Origin of the sequence: Stenotrophomonas sp. PD6, assembly GCF_049199305.1 — a bacterium.
Taxonomy (GTDB): domain Bacteria; phylum Pseudomonadota; class Gammaproteobacteria; order Xanthomonadales; family Xanthomonadaceae; genus Stenotrophomonas.
Genome location: NZ_JBLZQD010000001.1, coordinates 273,144 through 287,112, shown reverse-complemented (window position 1 = coordinate 287,112; position 13,969 = coordinate 273,144). Strand labels below are relative to the sequence as shown.

Annotated in this window: 13 protein-coding genes; 9 read left to right on the top strand and 4 right to left on the bottom strand. The window is 64.1% G+C overall.

Going from position 1 to position 13,969, the window contains the following annotated elements; translation table 11 throughout:
- Positions 1-46 precede the first annotated feature (46 nt).
- From ACOZHM_RS01170 to ACOZHM_RS01155, 4 genes are all read left to right on the top strand, one after another.
- Positions 47-358, top strand: a complete 312-nt coding sequence (locus ACOZHM_RS01170) for a hypothetical protein (protein ID WP_421567103.1) — start codon at positions 47-49, stop codon at positions 356-358.
- 542 nt (positions 359-900) lie between these two features.
- Positions 901-1,527 (top strand): hypothetical protein, encoded by a 627-nt coding sequence (locus ACOZHM_RS01165; protein ID WP_421567101.1) that lies wholly within the window; start codon positions 901-903, stop codon positions 1,525-1,527.
- Positions 1,528-1,784: 257 nt separating this feature from the next.
- A complete protein-coding gene (locus tag ACOZHM_RS01160) occupies positions 1,785-3,299 on the top strand; it encodes a DUF1254 domain-containing protein (protein WP_421567099.1) in 1,515 nt (504 codons plus the stop codon).
- 85 nt (positions 3,300-3,384) lie between these two features.
- Positions 3,385-4,332, top strand: a complete 948-nt coding sequence (locus tag ACOZHM_RS01155) for a polysaccharide deacetylase family protein (protein WP_421567097.1) — start codon at positions 3,385-3,387, stop codon at positions 4,330-4,332.
- Between the two features lie 10 nt (positions 4,333-4,342).
- On the opposite strand, the gene ACOZHM_RS01150 is transcribed toward ACOZHM_RS01155, so the two are convergent.
- The 3 genes from ACOZHM_RS01150 to ACOZHM_RS01140 all read right to left on the bottom strand — a co-directional run bounded on the left by ACOZHM_RS01150 (position 4,343) and on the right by ACOZHM_RS01140 (position 7,062).
- Positions 4,343-5,524: a nuclear transport factor 2 family protein gene (locus tag ACOZHM_RS01150; RefSeq protein WP_421567096.1), complete on the bottom strand. Its 1,182-nt coding sequence runs from the start codon at positions 5,522-5,524 to the stop codon at positions 4,343-4,345.
- 94 nt (positions 5,525-5,618) lie between these two features.
- Complete coding sequence (locus ACOZHM_RS01145) at positions 5,619-6,680, bottom strand: helix-turn-helix domain-containing protein (RefSeq protein ID WP_421567095.1); 1,062 nt, start codon at positions 6,678-6,680, stop codon at positions 5,619-5,621.
- A 118-nt stretch (positions 6,681-6,798) separates the two neighbouring features.
- Positions 6,799-7,062, bottom strand: a complete 264-nt coding sequence (locus ACOZHM_RS01140; protein WP_421567093.1) for a hypothetical protein — start codon at positions 7,060-7,062, stop codon at positions 6,799-6,801.
- Positions 7,063-7,244: 182 nt separating this feature from the next.
- Between ACOZHM_RS01140 and ACOZHM_RS01135 the strand changes: the two genes are divergently transcribed.
- The 4 genes from ACOZHM_RS01135 (at position 7,245) to ACOZHM_RS01120 (ending at position 9,365) form a co-directional block, all read left to right on the top strand.
- Positions 7,245-7,532: a hypothetical protein gene (locus ACOZHM_RS01135; protein WP_421567091.1), complete on the top strand. Its 288-nt coding sequence runs from the start codon at positions 7,245-7,247 to the stop codon at positions 7,530-7,532.
- A 103-nt stretch (positions 7,533-7,635) separates the two neighbouring features.
- Positions 7,636-8,094: a hypothetical protein gene (locus tag ACOZHM_RS01130; RefSeq protein ID WP_421567090.1), complete on the top strand. Its 459-nt coding sequence runs from the start codon at positions 7,636-7,638 to the stop codon at positions 8,092-8,094.
- A 156-nt stretch (positions 8,095-8,250) separates the two neighbouring features.
- Positions 8,251-8,511: a hypothetical protein gene (locus ACOZHM_RS01125; RefSeq protein ID WP_421567088.1), complete on the top strand. Its 261-nt coding sequence runs from the start codon at positions 8,251-8,253 to the stop codon at positions 8,509-8,511.
- A gap of 113 nt (positions 8,512-8,624) precedes the next feature.
- On the top strand, positions 8,625-9,365 hold the full coding sequence (locus ACOZHM_RS01120; RefSeq protein ID WP_421567086.1) for a hypothetical protein: 741 nt from the start codon (positions 8,625-8,627) through the stop codon (positions 9,363-9,365).
- Between the two features lie 40 nt (positions 9,366-9,405).
- Here ACOZHM_RS01120 and ACOZHM_RS01115 read toward each other — a convergent pair whose 3' ends face one another.
- Positions 9,406-10,482 (bottom strand): LacI family DNA-binding transcriptional regulator, encoded by a 1,077-nt coding sequence (locus ACOZHM_RS01115; protein WP_421567084.1) that lies wholly within the window; start codon positions 10,480-10,482, stop codon positions 9,406-9,408.
- A 295-nt stretch (positions 10,483-10,777) separates the two neighbouring features.
- Here ACOZHM_RS01115 and ACOZHM_RS01110 point away from each other — a divergent pair, with 295 nt between their 5' ends.
- On the top strand, positions 10,778-13,909 hold the full coding sequence (locus ACOZHM_RS01110; RefSeq protein WP_421567082.1) for a TonB-dependent receptor: 3,132 nt from the start codon (positions 10,778-10,780) through the stop codon (positions 13,907-13,909).
- Positions 13,910-13,969: the final 60 nt, after the last annotated feature.

Genomic DNA, 13,969 nt, shown 5'->3' with positions numbered 1-13,969 from the left:
ACTCCCTCGCCATCCCGGCGAGGGAAGCTCCCCATTGGAGGTCACCATGTCCAATCATTTCACCGATGCAACTCCCGCTGCCCGCCAAAAGCTCTGGTGGCGCAAGCCCAAGAGCGTCATGACGAACGCACTTCACCACGACGGATTGGAAACGTACCCGGGCTGCCCACCGATTCCCTGCCTCAAGCTGCGGGGGCTGTGGATTCATGCGCTCGGCATCGAACCAGGTACCCGCTTGTATGTGGAGACGAACCCTGGCGTCATCACGCTATCGGTGGCTGCTCCCTGCACAGCCGATCGGCCCACAGTTGCATATCGCAGGCTGGGCCGCGGCTACGTTGCACTGGACACGCAGTAGCGATGAGGCGGAAAAGAACGTGTGAGCTTGCTGGTGATCGGTTGGCAATGGAGTGCCACTTATCCAAACCCGGTAGGCGCTCCGTATCGCGGTGAGGCTGGCGCCTTCTCAAACGGCGCCCCGCTGAGACTGCCCGCACAGATCAAGCATCTCGCGGTCCGTGCCGGGCGAACCGGACATACAATCCGATCTACAGCGGCCCGCAGCTGTCAGCCTTACGTAGGACGAAAAATGACCAAGACATCGCGCATTTCAGCATCGGCTACGGTTGCCACAAGCCAATGTGTTCGCAAGGATCACGCAGCGCCAACGCGCAGGACGCTAGCCAGTGCATCCGCGACGCCTGCGACAACCACGCATAATCCGCCATCGAGCGGCCGAAAAAAAAGTCCCGCAGAAAAATCACGACCGTTGGCTGGAAGTTTGCGGGGGCACACCAGCACCTTCCCCATCAAGCAGTTTCGCGTCTACGGTTGCACCCTTACCAAGGCCCAGCGCATCAGCGCAGTCTTCTCGGTCATGAAGAAGAAGTAGTCATTACAATGATCACGTCACGGATCGACGCGAGCACTGCGGACTACGTTTTCATCAATTGTCCGTTTTCGGATGACTTCCGTCCGCTTTTCCACTGCGCCATTTTCACCGTACTCGCATGCGGCTTTCTTCCGCGATCGGCGCTGGAAGCCGCAGACGGCTGCGAGGTACGTATCGATAAGATTACGCGGCTCATCAAGGAATGTCAGTACAGCATTCATGACTTATCCGCCGTTCAATTGGACGGAATCAATGAGCTGCCTCGCTTTAACATGCCTTTTGAACTGGGAATGGTGATTGGCTCCAAGCGATTTGGCGGTGCGCGCTTCGCCAACCGATCTGCGCTGATCATGGAGCATACCCGCTTCACTTCTCAGAAGTGCCTGTCTGACATCGCCGGTCAAGATCTCACTGCGCACAACGGCGTTCCCAAGCGGGTTTCGCGAATCATACGGACGTGGCTGGCTCAGGAGTCTAGGCGGAATGACCTTCCGGGAGACCGACGGGTATTTACGGCATATGAAGCGTTTGCGGCAGAACTTCCGTCAATGTGTGCATCGCAGGGGCTGGAGTACGAAGGTTTGAGCTATGCCGATTTTCTCGGATTGGCTCAAGTCTGGCTCAATGCGCACTGAGCTTTCGATGACACTGGGAGCCTGCGATCAGGGCATCCTGCGCGGCGAGGCCGATGTCGCTGCCGTCGCATACCGCAGATCCGCAGGAACGCGCGTGGCACTTGACCGGCAGTAGCGCTCCAACCGGGTGAATGCGCCCGCAGCAGTACTTTTACTGGGCCTCCATAGGTGGCCTTTCGCTTGTTGCTCCACACCGTGCCCGCGATGCTTGGTCCGACGTCTTTTCCTGCGCGACACGCAACCTTCGGAGCACCACCATGGCCAGCCCCCGGAATTCCGGCAGCCCTTCGGCACCCAACCCCGCCCAGGTTGGCGCGTTCTCACCCGCGCACCCGGACCTCACCAATGGCGCTGCGGTGCCGGCGCTCGTGGCCAGCCAGCACTACGCCGAAGCGTTGGCGAGGGTGGTCTATATTTGGGGACACCCACTGGTCAACACGTTCCGCCGCACCAGCACCTGGGAACTGATGAAGGGCCATGGGCCGGGCATGGCGATGGGCCTGTTCCCGGGCTCGCCCAAGAACCACATGGGCTATGTGGACGACTACCTGCCGGCCGCGCAGCGCAAGGTCGTCACGCCGAACAACGACACCATCTACGGCGCCTGTTTCGCTGACTTGGGCGAGGAGCCCGTCGTGGTGCAGACGCCCCACAACGTGCCGCCGGGGCATTACTGGACCATCCAGATCGTCGATGCCTTTACGACAGTCACCCATCAGCTGGGTTCCGCGTCGGCGACGCCTGCCGGAAAATACCTGCTGGTTGGACCCGGCTGGCAGGGTGAGGCACCGGTGGGGTTCGCCGGCGTGCTGCGCTCACCCACCGACGTCGCCGTCGTAATGGCACGCAGCTTCGCCGCCCGGACCTCGGAAGGCAAAGCGCAGGCCCGCGCCGTCTTGAACCAGTTGGGTGCCACCCCGCTGAGTGAGGATCGCCCGGGCCTGCGCCAGTTCGACTGCGAGGCGAGTGCGCGCAACAAGGTGTACCCGCCGGAGCTCAACGCGGAGATCCTAGCGGCCGACCCGGACATCCTGCGCACGCGCCCCGTCCACGGCGACACCTTCTGGGACGACCTGAAGCGGGCGCTTGATGCCAACCCGCAGGTGAGCCCGGGCGATGCGCCCATGGCCGAGCAGGCGCGCACGCTGCTGGCCCTGCGCGACAGCACACCCGCCTGGAAGGCGCTGCTGGACCGCGCCGTGCTGGTGGCCGACAACGAGCTGTACACCGGTGCACGCTACGAACAGGTCGGCACGCCGGTAGGCAATGGCTGGCAGCGGCAGACCAACGGCGGGCGCTGGGGCAGCGACTGGCTGAGCCGGGCGCAGGCGGCGGTGATCTACATCTACGTCAACGACTTCACCGAAGCCGCCTACCTCATCCGTGGCACCGACGCGCAGGGCGCGATGCTCAATGGCCGCTATCGCTACACGATGCGTTTCGAAAAAGATGCACTGCCGCCGGTGGACCGCGCACGCGGTGGCTTCTGGTCGCTCACCATGTACGACAAGGACTATTACATGATGCCGGAGAGCCCCAACGGCCGGCACAACATCGGCACCGTCAACCTCGACGCCAATGAACTTCAGTTCGCTGATGACGGCTCACTAACGCTCGTGCTCTCCAGTGACGAGCCGACGAGCGCGGCGGAGAAGTCCAACTGGCTGCCTGCACCGCGCGATACCTTCGCGCTGATCGTGCGCGCATACGTTCCGGAGGCGTCGATACTCGACAGCAGCTACGCACTGCCAGACGTGGTGCGCCAGCGCTGATTTGTGGGCCACACCCCGCGACGCTATGCTGCCGCAGGAATCATGACGGGAGCAGCATGTGCGTAGTGGCGTTGTGGGGTGGGGCATGCTGGCGTTGCTGTGCATTGCGGGAATCGCCCATGCGGCCGAACCAGACCGGCGCATCGCGCTCACCATCGACGATCTTCCCTGGCAGCGGCTGGGCGAGCGTGCCGAGCCCGAACTGGCCGCCCAGCATGCGCAGTTGATCGCCGCCCTTAAGCGCGCCGACGTGCCGGTGGTGGGCTTCGTCAACGAGGCCAAGCTCGAGGTCGACGGCCAGGTGCAGCCTGCGCGGGTGCAGATGCTGCGTGACTGGCGCGATGCCGGGTTCGAGCTGGGCAACCACACCTTCGGCCACGTGGACCTGCACGCGGTGACACTGGAGGCTTACGAGCAGGACATCCTGCGCGGCGAAGCCACGCTCCGGCCGCTGCTGGCCGAAACCGGGCATGAGCCGCGCTGGTTTCGGCACCCGTACCTGCATGCCGGGCAATTGCCGCAGATTCGCGCCGCGCTGGCCACGTTCCTGCAGCAGCACGGGTATCAGATCGCCCCGGTCACTATCGACAACAGCGAGTGGATCTGGGCCTTCGCCTATGACCATGTGCGCGATACCGAGACCGACCCCGCCAATCGGGACGCACTGCTGCAGCGGCTGCGCCGTGGCTACGTGCCGTACATGCTCACCAAGCTGGACTACTACGAACAGCGTTCGCAGCAGCTGCTGGGCCGGCTGCCGGCGCAGGTCTGGCTGATGCATGCCAACGCGCTCAACGCCGATTGCATTGAAGAACTGGTGGCCGCCACCCGCCGGCGCGGCTACCACTTCATAACGCTTGAAACCGCGATGCAGGACCCGGCGTACCAGCATGAAGACGGGTACAACGGGGGCGCCGGCATGGGCTGGATCCAGCGCTGGGCCATGGCCGAGAAGGTGCCCAAGGTGTTCTATGCGGACGAGCCGATGGTGCCCGGTTGGGTGATGACCCTTGCCGGGCGGGAAGGGGAGTAACCCGCGCGGGCTACTCGGCGTCCAGTTGCTTGACGATCGCCGCCACCACGCCGGGGGTGGATTCCCAGTTCATCCCGGTAACCAGCCGGCCATCGGCCTCCACATGCGCCGTGCCACGGGCGCCATGGGCGAAGCGGCCCTTGCCTTGCCGCAGCCGCTGCTCGATCGAGAAGGGGAAGGTCTTGTAGTAGGGGGCGCCCATGTCCTCGAACGCATCGGGATAGCCGGTAACCCGCTTGCCCGCCACCAGTGCGGAGCCGTCCGAAAGGGTCAGGTTCACCAGCCCTGCGCTGCCGTGGCACACGGCCGCCACGATGCCACCCTGCTGCTCGTAGATGCGCACCGCCAGCGCCTGCAGCCCCGGGTGCTCGGCAACGCCGTACATGGCCGCACTGCCGCCGATGTACATCAGCGCGGCGTACTCACCCGGGTTCACCTCGTCCGGCCGCTGCGTGTTGGCTAGCGCCCACATCATGTCGGCGTCGTAGATGCCGGCCTTGTGCTCCGGGTTGCGGGTATCGATATAGGCCAGCGGCACCGCGCCGCCTGCGGGGCTGACGAACTGCACGCCATAACCGGCCGCGCGGAACCCGGCATAGGCGTGGATCAGTTCCGAAAAGCTGTTGCCGGCCGAGAGGCGGGTCCCGGGCATGGTGTCCACGTTGGACACCACCAGCACCACCTGGCGGCCATGGGCGGGCGCCGATTCGCGCGTGGCGGTCTTGCTGATGATCTGCCAGCGGCCCTCCAGCTTCTTCAACAGGAACAGGTCGACGAAGCGCGCCTGAGCCGTGGCGATCAGGATTTCGGCCTTGGCGGTGGCGATGTTGCCCTCGATCTGGACGCCCAGCAGGCGTCCGACGCGGCCGTTGAACTGCCCCGGGTTCCGGGCGAACCCGTTGGCGTAGTCGGCGATGCTTACCTCGCGCATGCCGTCCACGCCCTGGCTCAGGTAGAGCCGCGCATCGGGGTAGAAGGCGCGCCGGAGCTGATCGGGCTGGTTGTAGGAGCTGCCGTGCAGGTAGTCCTGGATGACCGCGGCGACCTCGCGGCCGTCCGTGTCCGGATCGGCGTACGCGCGGGGGGAGAACAGCAGTGCGACCGAAGCGATGCCGATGGCGAGCCAGGCAGCGACGCGTGCCGGCACAGAGATGACGCCGGCGGCTGCCGGCAGGGAAGGGGACGCAGACATGCAGCAGACTCCGCTGGAAAGGTGTCTGGAAGTCTGGCGGAATCCCTTATGAATCAATCTCCTGAAGCGTATTTGGGGAATCCTGAAACGCGTTTCAGGAAGCCGCTTCCGCGCGCAGCTGGGCCTGCCGCCAGGCGCCGGGCGGGGTTCCCTCCACCTTGTTGAAGCTGCTGTAGAAGCTGGAGAGAGAAAGGAAGCCAGACGCCTCCGCCACCTGATCCATCGGCACGGCCGCCTGCGTGCGCAGCAGTTGCTTGGCCGCCTCCACCCGGATCTGCGCCAGGTACGGCTTGAACGCGGTGCCGTGGTTGTCGTTGAGCAGCTGCGACAGACGGGCCGGGGGTATGTTCAGGCGCCGGGCGAGTTTGGGCAGGGTCAGGCGGGCGTCCTTATACAAGCCCTCCTCGGCCATCAGCGAATGCAGGGCGCGCAGGGTCGCCTCGGCATCGGCCGGCGCGATCTTGCGGTCCCGATAGGGCTCGGCGGCGAGGGACGGCGCGGTGACGGCGGGAGGTCTGCGCTGGGCCACCGCCACGGTGATGCTCAGGTAGAGCACCAGCGAGAAGGACAAGGCGCCGACGATGTATGACGTCAATCCGGCGGTGGCATACGCGAGCCAGATCACCGCCACGCCCGCGATGACCGAGGCCACATGGGCGCGACCAGGTGCACCGGACGCGCCGGCGGCGCTGACCTGCCGTGAGGCGCGCAGGAACAGCCCGGCGGACGCCAGCAGACACGCCAGCCAGATCACCTGTATGGACGCCCAGACCGGACCCGCCCACAGGCGCACATGCTCGGTATAGGGGTAGGCCAGGCCGAAGACGATGGCGAGCGCCAGCAGGCCCAGCGCGACCGTCGGATCATGCCGGGTGCGCCTGCGATCGGGGTCGAGCCAGGCGCGCACGAAACCGATCAAGCAGATGCCGATGAAGAAGCAGGCGGTCAGCCCCACTTGCAGCACCAGCTTGGAGACGTCGGGCCAGAAATAGAACAGCACGGACTTTCCCGTGCGCAGGCTCAGCATCAGTACCAGCGCGGCCAGCCAGCACTGCGCCGGCCGGACCGGTTGCCGGCAGAGCAGATAAAGGGCGAGCGCCACGCCGTTGAAGGCGCCCAGCCCGGCGAAGAAGAAGAGCAGGTAAGACGCTGGCATGCTGGCCTGGTGACCCCGTTTGGTAAATCGGAGTATGCCCGCTTCCTATCTCCCGGGCAGCAACGAAAAACCCCGCCATGGGGCGGGGTTCTGGATCATGGGCTCTGCGGAATGCAGCTCAGTCCCAAAGGTTCACGCCCTTCGGCTTCGGGTTGGCCGCGTCGGCCTTCTTGCGGTCCTCTTCTTCCTTGGCGTAGCACGCGGACACGGCATCCAGCATCTTGTTCTGCTGCGCCGGCGTCATGTTCGGCGGCGTCATCCGCGCGCGCACGTCGTCGCAGCTTTCGGCCTTGGCCGGGGCGGCGGTGTCTGCGGTGGTGGTGGGCTTCGCGTCGCTGACAAGGCCGGAAAGCGAAAGTGCGAGAACTGCAATCAGCTGCATGTTTGAACTCCCTGTAGTGGACTCCAAATTTTGAAGAATCCGCTGGAGGTCGTCAATTTCAATGGTGCGCCATATTATTGACGCCGCATCCGGTCTGTTGGTTGGCGTGGACACCGCCATGCCGATATATCATCCGTGCTCGCCTCACTGCTTGACCTCTAAAGTGGAGTCCTTTTGTGAGCATGAGAACGCACCTCGTGGCAGCGGTCCTGGTGGGCGTGATGATTCCGGCCATCGCGACTGGCGCGTCACGTGGCGAAGCGAAAACCCAACTTGAATCAGTGCTGCTTTCCGCCATTCGCGAGGCGAAGCGATGCGGCGTTGACGTTGACAACGTGGATGTGAACTCCGCCCTGCAGGACGAGGCGTACAGGATCACGTTCGTCGCACGGGGGAAACGGGGCGGGGGAGCAGAGGTGGTTGTTGAGCGCGCCTCCGCGCGGGTTCAAACCAGCACCTGCCTGCAGTGATTGTGCTTGAGGAAACCATGGCGTATCGCTCGCTGCCCCAGTGGCTGAAACAGTCGGGAGCCGCGGGCCAGATCAAGGCGCAAAAATGAGAACAGTCTTTCCGTTGATCCTGATTGCTGCCCTGGCGGCTGCCCTCGCAGCTGCACTTGTCTGGGTGCTCTTTCCCACCGGTCTTGAGTCCAAACTGTCCACGTTCAGGACCTTGACCGTGGAAGAGTACAAAATGATTCGCGACGACGCGTCAGCCTTTGCAAGAACGGTTGAATCGAAGGGGATCAGGGTGCATCTCGGGCCAGATCGAGGTACGTCTTTCGAATTCACCTGCAAGGGTGTGCCTCTGCTGTTGATCGACAATGGCCCGATATTGCTGACTGCAAACACGTTTGGGAACACCGATCAACGTGCGCCCGCTCTTCGGGCGTTTCGAGAGCATCTGTACGCCCAACTTACCCCCGAGGGTCGACCTGGGGCATCGGGGCTGATCCATGGCGAGCCGACGGGGCTGGAGGCCTTCATCCTGAAGCATCGGGATGGCATCGATATTGCCGAACAGTGCAGGTGAATTGGTGGTATTCCGGTCGTGTGGACAGGGTAGGCAAGGCGCCAACAGCCGGCTGAATCGGCCTTCAGGGTCTTCACAGTCCATGTACGCATTGCAGCGCCATCATCTCGCTGCATGGGGGGCGCACTTTACATGAACCCGAGAAGGAGTACTGGAATGATGATGACCAAGAAGAATGTGGTGCTGGGCGTGGCCCTTGTTGCCACCTTGGGCCTTGGCGGCTGCGCCACCTACAAGGAAGAGTTCGCGACGATCAACTCGCGCCTCGATTCCCTGGATACGAAGGTGCAGGGCGCAGCCCAGAGTGCCGAATCGGCGAACCAGTCGGCACAGCAGGCCAACCAGCGTCTGGACCAGATCGAGAGCCGCGTGCAGCGTCTCGAACAGGTCCCGCCGAAGCGCCAGCCGCGCGGCTGATCGCTTTCTGCGTGTGATGTAGCGAAGTATGAAACCGGAGACCCGGTGGCCTTTACTGGCCACCGGCATCTTTGTTTTACCCTGTAGTGGCTCCAAGGAATTCCCCCATCAACATGTCCCATTACCCCGCACTCCGAGCTACCTGTGGCGCTCTGGCGCTGGCCTTGGCACTGGCGTTGGCCGGCCCCGCCGTGGCCCGTACCCAGGAGCCGACCGAACAGGCGGCATCCACCGCAGCGCCCTCCAACGACCAGCTGCCGCCCGACCAGCCCGTGTCCGACACGGTCATCCAGCTCGCTGGCTGGATCAAGGCAAGCCGGGACACCGAAGGCTATCCGTTCGCGGTGATGGACAAGGGCGCCGCCCAGATCTTCGTCTTCGACGGTAACGGCAAGCTGCTGGGTGCCACGCCGGGCCTGTTCGGCTCCGCAGTTGGCGATCATACGGCGCCGGGCGTGACCGGTTACGCGCTCAAGGAAATCCCGGGCCAGGACCGTACTACCCCGGCGGGCCGCTTCATCGGCGGTTACGGCCCCTCACTCGACGCCGGGCGCGTGCTGTGGGTGGACTACGACAGTGCGATTTCCATGCACCCCACCGCGATGGGCGTTCCGGCCGAGCGGCGTGTCGAACGCCTCGAGTCACCCTCGCCGGACGACAACCGTGTCACGCACGGCTGCATCAACGTCAACCCGGACTTCTACGCGCGTGTCATCCAGCCGACGTTCGAGAAGGGCGGCGTGTTCTACATCCTGCCGGACACCCAGTCGCTTGCGGAAACCTTCCCGGACTTCGCGAAGAGTCGCGCGACGGCGCAGAATGACGGCGGCAACAGCGCGGGCGCGGGCAAGTAATCCGCGACCGCCCAAACTGAGACGGCTTCTTTTCGATGCGCTAAGGGCGTGACACCGAATCGCGCAAGATCAACGCGTGCGCGAGCACCTGGTTCACGGTAACGCGCGGCGAGGCAGGGGAGCGACGCACCTCGCGCAGCAGGATATCGATGGCGGCATCCGCCATCTCCGCCACCGGCTGATGGACGGTGGTCAGTTCCGGCCACACCATCGTTGAGGCCGAGGTGTCATCGAAACCCACCACCGAAAGATCGCCTGGTACCTCCAGGCCGCGACGGTGTGCCACCGAAACCACGGCAGACGCCATGTCGTCGTTGCTGGCGAAGATCGCACTCGGCGGCTGGGGCAGTGTCAACAGTGTTTCGGCCGCCTCCAGCCCAGAGCGATAGGTGAAATAGCCCGGCTGGACGAGCGCAGCGTCGTAGCCGATGCCCGCAGCAGCCAGTGCATCGCGATAGCCCTGCCAACGGTGTGCGCTGGCGGTCTGGTTCGGGTCGCCGGTGATGTAGCCGATGCGGGTGTGCCCGTGCGCAATCAAATGCGCCACCATCTCCTGGCTCGCCATGCGGTCGTCGATGCGCACGCAGGAAATCCGATCGCTGAAATGGCTGGAGGCGATCGAGACGACGGGAATGCCGGCGTTGACGAATGCGTCCACGATCTCCTTCGATTCGCACAGCGGCGGCGGCAGAATCACGCCCGCAACGCTGCTGCACAGCTGCCGCGCCGCCTCGCGGCGCGCCTTGGGGCCCAGCCCATCCCAGGTGGCGATCACCATCTGCGCGGCCGCCCGCGTAGAGCCACGCATCGCACCGACCAGCAGTTCGCGCAGGTAGCTGGAACTGGGGTTGGTATAGATCAACGCGATGCAGGTGTGTTGTGCCGCCGCCAACGCGCTTGCCGCCAGGTTGGGCCGATAGTCCAGTTCGAGCACGCTGCGCATGACCCGTTCGCGGTTGTCGTCGCGCACGCTTGAATGGCCATTGATTACACGCGAAACCGTCATGGCCGAAACGCCGGCGTGCGCCGCGACGGCATCGATGGTGACTGCGCTGCCCTTCCGACGCACCACTTTCTGGCTGTTTTTCAAGGAATCAATTCCTTTGCTGCGCTGCATGATGACAGGGCTGTCATCGAGTGATTAGTCTGCGCCCTGACGCGATGGTAGCGCTACCACTGAGCCGGGGTAAGGCTCAGCGAGTACCCCCCCTTTACCGCGCGGTTGTTCTGGCAAGCCTGTAAAGAAGGTTGACTCGCAGTGCACGCAACGCGCACTGCGATGTTCGGTGTGGAAGACGGGCGTCGCCCGTACGTGCCCCAGAAGGGGCGATACATCCATTCGATCGTATGTCAGAGGGGAGAGTCATGAGCGCTTGTACTTTCCGTCGTATCCCAGATCTGAGGGCTCATTCATGAGCAGGAAGCTGGCGAAGTTCACTTCCAGGGCCATGTTCACCTTCGTGGGCGGCGTCCTGGTCATCAATCCCGCATTCGCGCAGGACGCGCCGGCGACGCCACCCGCTGCCACGCAGCAGGCCCAGGCCAGCCCGACGCAGCTGGACACCGTGCAGGTGACCGGCATCCGCAACAGCCTCAGCCAGGCGATGGACATCAAGCGCGACTCGGCCGGCGTGGTGGACGCGATCAGTGCCGAAGACATCGGCAAGTTCCCGGACACCAATCTGGCAGAATCCCTGCAGCGCATCACCGGCATCTCGATCGAGCGTCGTGATGGCGAAGGCGCGCAGGTTACCGCGCGTGGTTTTGGCCCGCAGTTCAACATGGTGACCCTCAACGGCCGCCAGATGCCCGGTGCCGACGCGTTCGGTGCGGCGGGGCAGGTCGCCATCGGCGGTGTGGACGGCGGTACGCGCGCCTTCAACTTCGCGCAGTTGGCGGCCGAAGCGGTCAATGGCATCGAGGTCTACAAGACCAGCCAGGCCAACGTGCCCAGCGGCGGCATCGGCGCAACCATCAACATCCTCACCGCGCGTCCGTTCGACCATGAGGGCACTGTTGCCAGCGCCGGGGCCAAGATCGTCTCCGACCAGAGCCAGCCGTTCGACAACGACCTGACCCCTGAACTCTCCGGCATATTCAGCTACACCAACCCCGACAAGACCTGGGGCGTTGGCGTAAGCGCGAGCTACCAGAAGCGCAAGGGTGGGTCGGTGCAGGCCACCAACAATTACTGGAACATCCAGCCGTGGACGGGGACCCTGCCCGGCAACCCGACGGTGACCAATGCACCGGCGATCGGCGCGCTGTACGGGCGCCCGAACGACCTGCGCTATGCGTTCGCCGAATTCGAACGCGAGCGCATCAATGGCCAGGCGGTGCTGCAGTTTGCACCGACCGACGCGGTGACCCTGACCCTGGACTACACCTATTCGACCAACGAGATCGAAGAGAATCGTGGCGAGCAGGGCATGTGGCTGCAGAACAGCAACTACACCGACGTGACCTTCGATACCAGCGGTGCGGTAGCCACGCCGATCTACATCCGCGAAATCGCCGGCACCAAGGACTTCGGGCTCGAACAGCAGCGCAGCATGCAGAAGTACAAGCTGGGTTCGCTTGGCTTCAATGCCACCTGGAACGTCACCGACCGCTTCAAGCTGAGCTTCGACGGCCACGACTCCAAGAACGAGAGCCGGCCGAACGATCCGCTCACCGGCGGTGGCTCCATCTTCTCCAGTATCGCCGGCACCAACAACTGCACCACCGGGCCGCAGTGCGGTGGCACCTATGTGCAGGAAATGGTCTGGAACAACGGCCTGCCGGTGGGCACCCAGGTCTGGTACCCGACCGCTGCCGATGCCATCGCCAAGACAAATGGCATCGTCAACGGCGGCTTCACGTCGGGCGAGATCGGCTCGCAGGTGCTGCGCATCAATTCGCAGACCCAGATCAGCGAGATCAAGCAGGGTCGCGTTGACGGCGAGTGGGCCTTCGACAAGGGCCGCTTCCAGTTCGGCGTGGATTCCAGCAAGCAGACCACCCACCGCATCCAGGCCGCGGAGAACTACAACACGCTGGGCGATTGGGGCGTAGCCAATGTCAACGGCGATGTGGCCAACGGCCTGATGGACCTGCTGCAGCCGGTGAATATCGTCGGCCTGTTCAACGACTTCAACGTCAACAGCTTCAGCGCCTGGCGCGGTGACGCGGGCCGGCTGGCGCAGTGGGCAGGGCAGTACTACGGCGCCAACCTGGGCGTGAGCCCACAGAATGCCGCCGACAACCGGGTCGAAGAGAAGACCAACTCGGCCTATGTCCAGATCGAGCTGGACGGCGATCTGGGCGGCCACCGCACCAATACGCGCCTGGGCGTCCGCTACGAAACCACCGATGTCGTGTCGACCTCGATCATCGCCACGCCGGAATCCATCCAGTGGCAGGCCAACAACGACTTCCGCGTGCTGCTGTCCGATGACAAGCAACCCTTCACCGAGAAGACCAGTTACAGCTACATCCTGCCCAACCTGGACTTCAGCATCGACCTGTTGGACGACCTGAAGGGGCGAATCTCGTTCGGCAAGAGCATCGCCCGTGCGCCGATCGGCAACCTGTATGCCGGCCCGACCGCACAACAGCCGTTCGGCTCGGTGCTGATCGACCCGTCTTCGCGGGCCAGCGGCACGGCGCAGAACCCGGCCCTGAAGCCGCTGGAGTCGGATAACCTCGATCTGGCACTGGAATGGTACTTCGCCGATGCCAGCTACCTGTCGGTGACCTACTGGAACAAGCGGGTCGACAACTTCGTCGGCAACACCGTCGTGCGGGAAAACCTGTACGGGCTGCGCGACCCGACCTCCGGGCCGGACGCACAGACGGCGCTGGGCTTCCTGACCAGTGGAGCCTGCCTCGCCCAGGTGGGCCCGGCCAACGCGGCGGCCTGCTCGGCCAATGACACCTCGCTGTTCACCGCGCTGGCGCTGCTGCGCAACAACCCGGCCGGGCTGGGCGCCTACAACGGCACCGACGCACAGGTGCTGGCCACCGAGGCGGCGTACGACCTGTATGGCACGGCGGCCGACCCGCTGTACCAGTTCGACGTGAACCGCCCCATCAACCAGAACCAGTCCACGCTGCATGGCTGGGAGCTGGGCGGGCAGTACTTCTTCGGCGACACCGGGTTCGGCGTGCTGGCCAACTACACCATCGTCAATGGCGACGTGGGCTTCAACGACGGCGGGGATCCCAACGTCGACCAGTTCTCGCTCACCGGCCTCAGCGACACCGCCAACGCCATGCTGATGTACGAAAAGTATGGCTGGTCGGTCCGCCTGGCCTGGAACTGGCGCGACAAGTACCTGATCCTGGCCAACCAGGGCTCCAGCCGAAACCCGTACTATGTGGAAGCGTACGACCAGTGGGACCTCAGCGTGGGATACACGCTCAATGACAACTGGTCGTTCAGCCTGGAAGCGATCAATCTCACCGGTGAGGACGTGCGTTGGCGCTCCCGCACCTCGCAGATGATGGTGAAACTGGCCGACCAGGATCCGCGTTACATGTTTGGCGTTCGTTACAGGTTCTGAACAGGCCACGGGTGCCGCTGTCTCGGCAGCGGCACCCGTGCAGGCTCCTGCAGGGATTGG